Consider the following 12,104-nt stretch of genomic DNA (forward strand, 5'->3'; position numbering starts at 1 on the left):
GAAATAATCTTTAGACAAAACGGTCACGCAGGTAACGAGATGTTAGCCCGCAAACGCCGTATTTACGGCGTCGAAAAGCGCGGCAGCCTGCGCGACTCCAGCCGGCTGTCACCTATTTGTCCATATCCGAGCGGGCGTTTCCAGGGTCCGCCGACGTAGCAGATGACCCGCTCGACGAATTGCCCGAACTTGTTCCTGATACGCCAGTCGCTCCGCTTTGACCCGTGGCCGAGCTTGCAGACCAGTCCTGCAATTTGCGCCCCGCGGACTGCAGGCCCGCACCGGTATCGCTTGCAGCATTGACGATAGCCGCGTTTGTTGCGCTCGCCGCACCCTCCAGATTGGCCCGCGCGGCTGCCGCCACGCCGCTCGCCGACATATCCGGCAAGGTGCCCGCCGACTGCACGTTCTGCTGCGCGGACTGCTTGACCGAGTCGACCTGCTGGTCGACATAGCTCGCCGCCTGATCGAATTTCTGGCCAGCCTGGCTGGCTACGTTGTTCAGCGCGCCGGCGACCTGTCCCGCCGCGGCGTCATGCTTCTCACACGCGGCGAGAAGTCCAAGCGCAACCACGGCGCCGGCCAGCCGGTTCATCCAGTTCTTTTGCATCGTCATTGTCCTGTTGGGCGAGCAAGCTGCAGCTGCCCGATTGTTACATTCACCGCTTCAACGGCTCTTTCGAACCCCATGATAACCGTGCACGCCAGCCCACTTCCGCCCAACCCGGCGATGCTGGCCGTTCGGCCAGGTTTCAGGCGTAGTCCCGAGAAATCGCAGTAACACTACCTGCATTGCCTCTGAACATTGAAATTCAAGCCGCTTTAAGACGCTTCTGATTCATTTCATCGACGCCGCTCCTTATAGTGCGGCCATCCCTGAATTCGATATTGAAGTGTTCTCATGATCCTGATGAACCTGCTAGTTGCCCTCGTCGCCGGCATGATCCTTTTCGAGCCATTCACGCGCACGCCCATGTCGCGTTCAGTGCGCTTTTCCGACCATCGCAATCGTGCCATGCGTGCCTTTGTGCAGGCGGGTGTGGCGCTGGTCGCCGCAATGATTGTCGCTACCAGCAATCCTGCGCCGCAGCAGGTTTCTCCCGTGCTCGTGTTCGGCAGCTCGGCCGTGCTGGGTATAGCTGGCATCTATTGGGCACTACGCGGCCGGCGCTTGCTGAAACCCGGCAAGATGTTTGCCGCACACCGCTAGTGCGATAGATAAGGGCACGGGCCCTTTGCCGGATCAACCGCCCTACAAATAGCGGCGCGTCTCACGATGCCCTTTCGTCTCGGAAGGGCATCGTCTTATTGGCGAAAGCATCAGGATCTTTTAGTTCACCCGAAAATACTAAACATGCGCGGGGAACAAGCTGAAAAGCCCTGAGATAAGGTAGCGTAACGGGTCGAGTCGAGTGCACGCGACATCCAGCGTCCATCATCAGCACCACAGCAAGGTCGGCACTGGCAACAACGCCGTTGCACGTGTGAACACAGATACGCTATCCGATGGCGCCGTCCGGAACATGTTCGGGAGCGCTTTTCTTTTGACAGGCAAAAAAAAGGCGCTACGTTGCCGTAGCGCCTTAAAAGTTCTAGCCATTCCGAGGGCCGTGCTAGAACCTGAGAGCTGGTTATCGATCGCATTTCGATGCGCGAGATTCGCGCTTCCGAGGTACTTTCGAAATCGGGTTCCATTTTTTACGTTATGCGAAACCTAGTCAAGCGAAATTTCGAGGATTGAGCGACGATCTAACGGTAAGGTACGCGGGTTTGATGACAAAAACGGGTCCGGCAAATGCACCTTTTCATTGCTGGGTAATACGATTCCGGTGAGCGGCGGCGCGTGCTTAGTCAACTTCGACGAATGGCGTCTCCGGCCTTTCCAACGAAACCAAGTTCCGAAAAATAATGCAAACCACTGAGAGCCGGCCCACGAGCCGGGAAAAGGAAAAAGGACGTGATGGTGAAGAAGTCGTCGCGTTGTCCCGAGGCCTCGACGTACTCCGTCGTATCGCCGCCGCCGACGCTCCGGTCAGCAATCGCGAACTAGCCGAATGGACGGGCATTCCAAAACCAACCATCTCGCGGCTGACGGCGACCCTGGTAAGCGCCAATTTGCTGTTTCAATTACCCGACAGTGAGCGTTTCGTACTGACGGCTTCGGTCCTGGAGTTGAGCAACGGCTTCCTGCGCAACTTCGACATCCGGGCGCGGGCGCGGCCGTTTCTTATCGAACTGGCGGACCGGACCACGCTCAGCGTCCATCTGGCCGTACGCGACAGGCTGGATATGGTTGTCATCGATACCATCCGGCCGCGCTCGGCCGTGCTTGTATCGCGGCTCGAAGTCGGCTCGCGGATGGACCTGGGACGCACGGCGGTCGGCCGCGCGTATCTGGCGGCGCTCGGCGAGCCCGACAGGGCCAGTCTGCTCGACAGTCTGCGGATCGCATCGGGCGACGACTGGCCGAGCATCGACGAAAGCCTGAAGCCGGGCCTGGAAGACGCGGTGCGCCGCGGCTTCGCCATCTCCACCGGCGAGTGGCATCACGGGCTCAATGCCGTGGCGGCGGGGTTCGTGGGGCCGTCGGGACAACGCTACGCGGTCAATTGCGGCGGCGCCGAGTATCAGGCCCCGCGCGACGCGCTGCTGAACAAGGTCGCCCCCGCTTTGCTCGAATGCGTCGCGAAGATCACGCACGAGATCGGCGGAACGCCGTCCGCGCGCCTCAGCGAATAACGCACTTCGCGCCTGACGCACAGCAAGACACCGACGTGCCGCTGTGTCCGCGCCGGTGCATCGGCACGTCGGGCCGCTCCCCGTCCATGGCAGCAGTCCACGCACAACCGCGACCACAGCGGCCACCCCGGCGCAAAAACCCTTTGAGCACGCCTTGCCAAGCCTTCGCGTGACTCGCAAAAGCACAACGCGATACGATGTCGGCCGGCGTTCACGGCCCTTGGCGCGTTATTTCCGCTTTGCCTTCTGTCCCCGTTGGGAATCGTAACGTTCGTAATCAATCGAAAGAAAGATAGCTGGACTGCAACGAAGCGCGGGACGTAGCATCACACTTCGCGCGCGGCCAAGCTTTCGATGCTTTCACTCAGGTGAACGCCACGCGAGCGCTCCGGGCGCCTAGGGCGTGCTCGCCGCATAACTGACCGCTGCGTCGCGTAAAGTGCGTGACGTATCAATCGACGGCGTTCCCGGCACGCGTCAGAACCGTGTGCGCGAACGCTGGCAGGCCAACACGCCAGCACCTCAAGACAGTTTCCGAGCCCACCGACTCACCGAGCCACTGAAACGATGGACGAACAAAAAAAACACCCAGCATCACCGCCTTACCCTGACGCCCGTTCGCCCACATCCCAAGCCTCGACTCCTCCTGTGTCCACCTCCCAGCCCCGCCGGCGCCGGCTTGGTTGGATCATCGTCGCGATCCTGGTCGTGGCGGGCCTGTTCGCATGGCATCCGTGGAACCGTGGCGGTGCCGATAACCCACAGCACGAGCGCCAGGCAGGCGGCGGCCGGCGCGGTGGCGGCGGTCCGGGCATGGGCGCTCCGCCGCAACCCGTGCATGTGGCTACTGTGACGCAAGGCGAAATGCCGGTGGTGATCAACTCGCTCGGGACAGTGACGCCGCTGGCGTCGGTGACGGTCAAGACGCAGCTCAACGGCACGCTGCAGGACGTCGCCTTCCGGGAAGGGCAGATGGTCAGGAAGGGCGACGTCCTGGCTCAGATCGACCCTCGCCCCTACGAGATCTCGTTACGCAATGCACAAGGCACGCTCGCGAAAGACCAGGCGCTGCTGCAAACTGCCCGCCTCGACCTGAAGCGTTACCAGGTATTGCTCTCGCAAGACTCGATCGCAAGCCAGCAAGTGGACACACAGGCGTCGCTCGTCCAGCAGTACGAGGGAATGGTCAAGTCGGACCAGGCGAATGTGGATACCTACAAACTCGACCTGACCTACGCGCGCATCACGGCGCCGGTGTCGGGCCGAGTCGGCTTGCGGCAGGTCGATCCGGGCAACTACGTGACGACCGGCGACACGAACGGCGTGGTGGTCATTACGCAACTGCAGCCCATCAGCGTCATTTTCACGACCTCCGAAGACAACCTCACCGCCATCCTGAAGCCGTTGCACACGGGCACGAAGATGTCGGTGACCGCTTATGACCGGGCCAACACCAAGTCGCTCGAAAGCGGTTATCTGGAAACAATCGACAACCAGATCGACACCACCACGGGCACCGTCAAGCTGCGCGCGACCTTCGACAACCAGGAGAGCATGCTGTTTCCGAACCAGTTCGTGAACACGAAACTACTGGTCGATGTCATCAAGGACGCGGTCATCGTGCCCACGCCCGCGGTGCTCAACGGTTCATCGGGCGCGTTTGTCTATGTGGTGAAACCGGACAATACAGTCACCGTACGCAACGTGAAGATCGGTCCGGTCGATGGTGAACGCACCAGCATCAGGACAGGTCTGGAAGTGGGCGAGCGTGTCGTGATCGACGGCTCCGACCGCCTGAAGGAAGGCGCGAAGATCACCATCCCGGCAGACAGGCCCAAAGGCGCTTCCGGTGCGTCCGGCGCGGCTGCGGCATCGGCTGCTTCGGGCGCGCATCGCGGCCACCATCGCAAGCAGCAACAATGATGTACTCATGATCCATAACCGCACTGCACCCGCATGAATCCATCGCGTCCTTTTATTCTGCGTCCGGTCGGCACGGCGCTGCTGATGGCGGCAATCATGCTGGTCGGCCTCGTTGCGCTGCGCTTCTTGCCGCTGTCCGCGTTGCCCGCTGTCGACTATCCGACCATCCAGGTGCAGACGTTTTATCCGGGTGCATCGCCGGACGTGATGACCACCTCGGTCACCGCGCCACTTGAAAAGCAGTTCGGGCAGATGGCGAGCTTGAACCAGATGTCGTCGCAAAGCTCGGCGGGCGCCTCTGTCATCACGTTGCAGTTCAGTCTCGACCTGCCGCTCGACATTGCCGAGCAGGAGGTCCAGGCGGCTATCAATGCAGCAGGCAACCTGCTGCCGTCCGACCTGCCCGCCCCGCCGATCTACGCGAAGGTGAACCCCGCGGACGCGCCCATCATCACGCTCGCGATCAGTTCGAAGACCTTGCCGCTCACGCAGGTCCAGGATCTCGCCGATACCCGGCTCGCGCAGAAGATCTCGCAAGTCGGCGGCGTGGGGCTGGTGTCGGTCAGCGGCGGTAATCGGCCGGCTGTCCGGATCCAGGCGAACACGCGTGCACTGGCGTCGTACGGTCTGAACATCGACGACTTGCGCACCACCATCTCGAACCTGAACGTCAACACGCCGAAGGGCAATTTCGATGGCCCCTCGCGGGCCTACACGATCAACGCGAACGACCAGCTGACCGATGCCAGCGCGTACCAGAGCGCGGTCATCGCTTACAAGAACGGCCGGCCAGTCATGCTAACTGACGTGGCGACCGTCGTCTCAGGGCCGGAAAACACCAAGCTCGGCGCGTGGGTCGACAACACGCCGGCCATCATCCTGAACGTGCAGCGCCAGCCGGGCGCGAATGTGATTGCGGTTGTCGACGGCATCAAGAAGATCCTGCCGCAGTTGCAGTCAGCGCTGCCGGCCGCGCTCGACGTGCGCATCGTCACCGACCGGACCACGACCATTCGCGCCTCGGTGCGCGACGTGCAGTTTGAACTGGCGCTCTCCGTGGTGCTGGTCGTGCTCGTGATCTACCTGTTCCTCGCGAACGTCTGGGCCACGCTGATTCCGAGCTTGTCCGTACCGGTCTCGCTGATCGGCACGCTGGCCGTCATGTATCTGTGCGGCTTCTCGCTCGACAATCTCTCGCTGATGGCGTTGACCATTGCAACGGGTTTTGTCGTCGATGACGCCATCGTGATGATCGAGAACATTGCGCGTTACGTGGAAGAAGGCGAGTCGCCGCTCGAAGCGGCGCTCAAGGGTTCGAAGCAGATCGGCTTCACCATCATTTCGCTGACTGTCTCGCTGATCGCAGTGCTGATTCCGCTGCTGTTCATGGGCGACGTAGTCGGGCGGCTGTTCCATGAATTCGCGATCACGCTGGCGGTGACCATCGTGATCTCGGCAATCGTCTCGCTCACGCTCGTGCCCATGCTGTGCGCGAAGTTGCTGCGCCACACGCCGCCGAAGGAAAGCCATCGCTTCGAAGCGCGCGCGCATCAGTTTATCGACTATGTGATCGGGCGTTATGGCGTTGCCTTGACCTGGGTGCTCGACCGGCAGCGATCGACCCTGGTGGTCGCCCTGCTCACGCTCGTGCTCACTGCCCTGCTCTACATCTGGATCCCGAAAGGCTTCTTTCCGATCCAGGATACCGGCGTGATCCAGGCGATTACGCAGGCGCCGCAAGCCGCGTCTTACCAGGCGGTGGCCGAACAACAGCAAGCGCTCGCCGCGCAGGTCCTGAAGAACCCGGACGTTGAGAGCCTGACCTCGTTCATTGGCGTGGACGGGACCAATATCACGCTGAATAGCGGCCGGATGCTGATCAACCTGAAACCTCGCGACGACCGCAGCAATACGTCGAGCGACGTGATCCGCACCCTGCAGAAAGACGTGGAAAACATTCCGGGCATCCGGCTCTACATGCAGCCGGTGCAGGATCTGACTATCGATTCCACTGTCAGCCCGACCCAATACCAGTTCATGCTGACGGATCCGAATTCGGCGGAGTTCGCGCAATGGGTGCCGAAGCTGACGGCGCGGCTCCAGCAATCGCCGGAACTGGCGGATGTCGCGACCGACCTGCAACAGAACGGTCAATCGGTGTACGTGGAAATCGACCGGTCGACGGCTGCGCGCTTCGGCATCACGCCGGCCACCGTCGATAACGCCCTCTACGACGCATTCGGCCAACGCATTATCTCGACCATCTTCACGCAGTCGAACCAGTACCGCGTGATCCTTGAGTCCCAGCCGACCGACGCGCATTACAGCGAGACGCTGAGCGGCATCTACCTGCCCTCCTCCACGGCAAGCTCGGGCCAGGTGCCGCTGTCGGCCATCGCCACTTTCCATGAACGCGCGGCGCCGCTGCTGGTCACGCACCTCGGGCAGTTTCCCGCGACCACGGTCTCGTTCAACCTCGCTCCCGGCGCGTCGCTGGGCGCGGCCGTGAAAGCGATCGATCAGGCGCAGAAGGACATCGGCTTGCCGCCCTCGTTCCAGATCCGTTTCCAGGGCGCGGCGCTGGCTTTCCAGGCGTCGCTGTCGAACGAACTGTTCCTGATCCTGGCCGCGATCGTCACCATGTATATCGTGCTCGGCGTGCTGTACGAGAGCTTTATCCACCCGATCACGATCCTGTCCACGCTGCCCTCGGCGGGCGTCGGCGCGCTGCTTTCGCTGATGATCACCGGGCACGATCTCGACATCATCGGGATCATCGGGATCGTGTTGCTGATCGGCATTGTGAAAAAGAACGCCATCATGATGATCGACTTCGCGCTGGAGGCCGAACGCGAGCAGGGCAAGAGTCCGCGCGATGCAATCTATCAGGCGTGTTTGCTGCGTTTCAGGCCGATCTTGATGACCACCATGGCCGCGCTTCTCGGCGCTTTGCCGCTGATGCTTGGCTGGGGCGCGGGCTCCGAATTGCGGCGGCCGCTCGGGATCGCAATTGTTGGCGGGTTGATCGTGTCGCAAGCGCTGACGCTCTTCACCACGCCGGTGATCTATCTCGGCTTCGATTCGCTCGCGCGCCGCGTGCGTGCGCGTTTCTACCGGAACGCGCCGCCTCGGCCGGCGAGCCCGGCGAGCGATACGGAGTAAGCGCATGAACCTGTCGCAACCGTTCATCGCGCGCCCGGTCGCTACCACGCTGCTGGCTATTGGCATTGCGCTCGCCGGCCTGTTCGCGTTCACCAAGCTGCCGGTCGCGCCGTTGCCGCAAGTCGATTTCCCGACTATTTCGGTCCAGGCGAGCTTGCCTGGCGCGAGTCCGGAAACCGTCGCGACCAGCGTGGCGAGTCCGCTGGAGCGCCATCTGGGTTCCATCGCCGACGTCAGCGAAATGACGTCGCAAAGCTCGGTCGGCGCAGCGCGGATCACGTTGCAGTTTGGTTTGAACCGCGACATCGATGGCGCCGCGCGCGACGTGCAGGCCGCAATCAACGCGTCGCGCGCCGATCTTCCCACGGCACTGAAAAGCAATCCGACCTACCACAAGGTCAACCCCGCCGACGCGCCGATCCTGATCCTCGCGCTCTCCTCGCCTACGCGGACGGCCGGTTCGCTCTACGATTCCGCCGCGACCGTGCTGCAGCAAACGCTTTCCACCGTGCCCGGTGTGGGCGAAGTGGACGTGAGCGGCTCGGCGAATCCGGCCGTGCGGGTGGAACTGGAACCGAACGCGCTGTTCCACTACGGCATCGGGCTGGAAGACGTCCGTGCGGCGCTGGCGTCGGCGAATGCGAACAGTCCGAAGGGCGCCATCGAGTTCAATGGCACCCACTTCCAGCTTTATACGAATGACCAGGCGAGCAAGGCCGATCAGTATCGCGACCTGGTGGTGGCTTACCGGAACGGCGCGGCGGTGCATCTGCGAGACGTAGGTGAAGTGGTCGATTCGGTCGAGGACCTGCGCAACCTGGGCCTGATCAACGGCAAGCGCGCCGTGCTCGTGATCCTGTACCGGCAGCCGGGCGCGAACATTATCGACACCATCGACCGTGTGAAAGCGATGGTGCCGCAACTCCAGGCCGCGTTGCCGGCTGACATCGAGATCACGCCGACGGCCGATCGCTCGACCACGATCCGAGCGTCGCTGCACGATACGGAATTCACGCTGATTGTCGCGGTGGCGCTGGTCGTGATGGTTGTGTTCCTGTTCCTGCGGAACTGGCGCGCCACGCTGATTCCCAGCGTGGCCGTGCCGATCTCGATCATCGGCACCTTCGCGGCCATGTATCTGCTCGGCTTCTCGCTCGATAACCTCTCGCTGATGGCCTTGACGATCGCGACGGGGTTCGTGGTCGACGACGCCATCGTCGTGCTCGAAAATATTTCGAGGCACATAGAGAACGGCGTCCCGCGCATGAAAGCCGCCATTCTTGGCGCGCAGGAAGTGGGTTTCACCGTGCTGTCGATGAGCATTTCGCTGGTCGCCGTGTTTCTTCCTATCTTGTTGATGGGCGGCATTGTCGGGCGGTTGTTCCGCGAATTCGCGTTGACGCTGTCTCTGGCGATTGCCGTTTCGCTGGTCGTCTCGCTGACGGTCACGCCCATGATGTGCGCGCGTTTGCTGCATGAATCGCACGAACAAAAGCCGCCCGGCCGGTTTTCACGCTGGCTTGAACGCCAGTTCGTGCGGATGCAGAACGGATACGCGCGTACGCTTGGCGTGGCGCTCGCGCATCCGAGGATCGTGTTGCTGGTGTTGCTCGCGACCATCGGGTTGAATGTGTATCTGTACATCATCGTGCCGAAGGGATTTTTCCCGCAGCAGGATACGGGGCGGCTCGTTGGCGGCATTCAGGCCGACCAGAGCACATCCTTCCAGGCGATGAAAGGCAAGTTTTCCGAGATGATGCGGATCGTGCAAGCCGATCCGGCTGTGGAAAGCGTCGCCGGGTTCACGGGTGGCCGGCAGACCAACTCGGGCTTCATGTTCATCTCGCTGAAGGCCAAGAAGGACCGCAAGGTATCGGCCGAAGAGGTGATCCAGCGGCTGCGCGCGCCACTTTCGGACGTCGCGGGCGTGCGAACCTTTCTGCAAGCGGTGCAGGACATTCGCGCGGGCGGACGGCAATCGAATGCGCAATATCAGTTCACGCTACTGGCTGATTCCACCACCGACCTTTACACGTGGGGGCCGAAGCTCACCGACGCTCTCCTCACCCGCCCCGAACTCGCCGATGTCAATTCGGACCAGCAGCAAGGCGGCCTGGAATCTTTTGTGACGATCGACCGGGCGACGTCCGCGCGCCTGGGCATCCAGCCGGCGCAAATCGACAATACGCTCTACGACGCGTTCGGCCAGCGCCAGGTGTCCACCATCTACAACGAGTTGAGCCAGTACCACGTGGTGATGGAAGTCGCGCCGAAATACTGGCAAGACCCGGAGATGCTCAAGCAGATTTATGTGAGCACGTCGGGCGGGACCGCGAGCGGAGCGGCATCGACGAACGCGACCACGACGACTTCCACGGCTACTTCTGCGTCCACGAGTTCGAGCAGCGTTTCGTCAACTGACACGACTAGCGCACTGGCGTTGGCGTCCATCCGCAATGCGGCGACCAACGCCATTGCTGCGAGCGGGAAGTCCAGTTCATCGGCGGGCGCGGCTGTGTCGACGTCGCAGGAGACCATGATCCCGCTCTCGGCTATTGCTAAGTTCGGGCCGGGCAACACGCCGTTGTCGGTGAATCACCAGAGCCAGTTCGTGGCGTCGACCATCTCGTTCAACCTGCCGCCCGGCAAGTCGCTTTCCGATGCCACCGCCGCCATCTACGACACCATGGCGACCCTTGGCGTGCCCAGCACGATCCACGGCAGTTTCGCGGGCACGGCGCAGCAATTCCAGGATTCCACGAAAGATCAGCCGATCCTGATCCTGGCGGCGCTTGCTGCGGTGTATATCGTGCTTGGGATTCTGTACGAGAGTTACATCCATCCGATTACGATTCTCTCGACGTTGCCGTCGGCGGGGATTGGCGCGTTGCTCGCGCTGCTGCTGTTCAGGACGGAGTTCAGCATCATTGCGTTGATCGGGGTGATCTTGCTGATCGGCATTGTTAAGAAGAACGCGATCATGATGGTCGATTTTGCGATCCAGGCGCAGCGGCATGGGGCTGCAACGTCTCGCGAGGCGATCGAGCAGGCGTGCTTGCTGCGCTTCCGGCCGATCATGATGACAACGGCTGCGGCGTTGCTGGGTGCGTTGCCGTTGGCGTTCGGCAATGGCGAGGGATCGGAGATGCGCGCACCGCTGGGGATCGCGATTGTGGGCGGGTTGATCGTGAGTCAGTTGCTGACGCTCTATACAACACCGGTGGTTTATCTTTATATGGACCGGATCCGGATTTGGTCAGAGGAACGGCGCGCGCGCCGAGCTCCGCCGGGGGGTGCTCAGGTTGAGTGAGGGGCGGTGGTTGGTGCCGGGGGGTGTTTTTGGGGTTAGTGGTTGGGGTCTATGCTGGGTTGGTGCTTTCGGCGTTGGTGGTCGGGGGGTTATGCCGGGTTGGTCGGTTTTGGGGTTAGCGGTCGGGGTCAGTGCTGGGTTGGTGCTTTCGGCCGTGGTGATCTGCAAGAGTTGGATTTTCTCTTTATCACTATTAGCCACTGTGCGTGGCGGCACGTCATTTCTTTGTCCAAAGCGACAAAGAAACGAAGCAAAGAAAACGCTTTAACCGCTCTACCCTAAGTGTCCACAGCGTGCAGTTTCTATTCATAGGTGCCCCAAAAGCACGGTGCTCGCCAGAGCGAAGGATGTGTGAACCCCTCCTTCTCACGAATCCTGACACGAACACGCTTCGCCCCGTACGCTCTCGGGCAAGCACGAGGCGCCCAGGAACCTGCACGGCCTCACGCGTATTCGCTGCCGCGTTTCTTGGAGCGTTGGCCAACTGTGCGCTGTTTTTTTGGTGGACTACACGGCCGAACGCATACTTACGGCTTCATGTTTGGTGGGCTATTACGCGGCATGTACGATTCTTTTCGCCAGCTACGATCTGATGCATCCGCGCGGCCCGTTTCTTGATGGGTTAGCGACGTGGTCCGTCGCGTACATATTTGGAGGGAGGTCGTCCGCGGATAGCGCGGGGTGCTCCTTGGGCAGGTTCAATCACTGGTGGCGAAGCGTGTGGGTATCGGTGTTCGTAGAAGGAGGGGTTCACACATCCTCCGCTCTGGCGAGCACCGTGCTTTTGGGGCACCTATGAATCAAAACTGCACGCTGTGGACACTTAGGGTAGCGTGGTTGAAAGCGTTTTCTTTGCTTCGTTTCTTTGTCGCTTTGGACAAAGAAATGACGTGCCGCCACGCACAGTGGCTAATAGTGATAAAGAGAAAATCCGACTCTCGCAGACCACCACGGCCGAAAGCACCAACCC

At 61.3% G+C, this 12,104-nt stretch carries 6 protein-coding genes; 5 read left to right on the plus strand and 1 reads right to left on the minus strand.

Features of this window, described 5'->3' with window-relative positions:
- Window positions 1-112 precede the first annotated feature (112 nt).
- Window positions 113-610 carry a hypothetical protein gene (locus HB376_RS09675; RefSeq protein WP_213763427.1) on the minus strand — a complete coding sequence of 166 codons (498 nt, stop codon included), beginning with the start codon at window positions 608-610 and terminating at the stop codon, window positions 113-115.
- A 291-nt stretch (window positions 611-901) separates the two neighbouring features.
- Between HB376_RS09675 and HB376_RS09680 the strand changes: the two genes are divergently transcribed.
- The 5 genes from HB376_RS09680 to HB376_RS09700 all read left to right on the plus strand — a co-directional run bounded on the left by HB376_RS09680 (window position 902) and on the right by HB376_RS09700 (window position 11,134).
- Window positions 902-1,210, plus strand: a complete 309-nt coding sequence (locus HB376_RS09680) for a hypothetical protein (RefSeq protein WP_213763429.1) — start codon at window positions 902-904, stop codon at window positions 1,208-1,210.
- A gap of 698 nt (window positions 1,211-1,908) precedes the next feature.
- Window positions 1,909-2,739 (plus strand): IclR family transcriptional regulator, encoded by an 831-nt coding sequence (locus tag HB376_RS09685; protein ID WP_213763431.1) that lies wholly within the window; start codon window positions 1,909-1,911, stop codon window positions 2,737-2,739.
- Between the two features lie 567 nt (window positions 2,740-3,306).
- Entirely contained in the window at window positions 3,307-4,662 is a 1,356-nt protein-coding gene (locus HB376_RS09690; RefSeq protein ID WP_213763433.1) for an MdtA/MuxA family multidrug efflux RND transporter periplasmic adaptor subunit, read from the plus strand.
- Window positions 4,663-4,695: 33 nt separating this feature from the next.
- Window positions 4,696-7,824: an MdtB/MuxB family multidrug efflux RND transporter permease subunit gene (locus HB376_RS09695; RefSeq protein ID WP_213763435.1), complete on the plus strand. Its 3,129-nt coding sequence runs from the start codon at window positions 4,696-4,698 to the stop codon at window positions 7,822-7,824.
- A gap of 4 nt (window positions 7,825-7,828) precedes the next feature.
- Window positions 7,829-11,134, plus strand: coding sequence for an efflux RND transporter permease subunit (locus tag HB376_RS09700; protein WP_213763437.1), 3,306 nt, complete (start codon window positions 7,829-7,831; stop codon window positions 11,132-11,134).
- The last annotated feature ends 970 nt before the right edge of the window (window positions 11,135-12,104 follow it).

The sequence above is a fragment of the Caballeronia sp. dw_19 genome (genome assembly GCF_018449515.1).
GTDB lineage: Bacteria > Pseudomonadota > Gammaproteobacteria > Burkholderiales > Burkholderiaceae > Caballeronia.

What these genes read in the sequence shown, in the direction of transcription:
- HB376_RS09700 (WP_213763437.1), top strand. Translation starts at nt 7,829, where the DNA reads ATGAACCTGTCGCAACCGTTCATCGCGCGCCCGGTCGCTACCACGCTG.
- HB376_RS09685 (WP_213763431.1), top strand. Translation starts at nt 1,909, where the DNA reads ATGCAAACCACTGAGAGCCGGCCCACGAGCCGGGAAAAGGAAAAAGGA.
- HB376_RS09675 (WP_213763427.1), bottom strand. Translation starts at nt 610, where the DNA reads ATGCAAAAGAACTGGATGAACCGGCTGGCCGGCGCCGTGGTTGCGCTT.
- HB376_RS09680 (WP_213763429.1), top strand. Translation starts at nt 902, where the DNA reads ATGATCCTGATGAACCTGCTAGTTGCCCTCGTCGCCGGCATGATCCTT.
- HB376_RS09695 (WP_213763435.1), top strand. Translation starts at nt 4,696, where the DNA reads ATGAATCCATCGCGTCCTTTTATTCTGCGTCCGGTCGGCACGGCGCTG.
- HB376_RS09690 (WP_213763433.1), top strand. Translation starts at nt 3,307, where the DNA reads ATGGACGAACAAAAAAAACACCCAGCATCACCGCCTTACCCTGACGCC.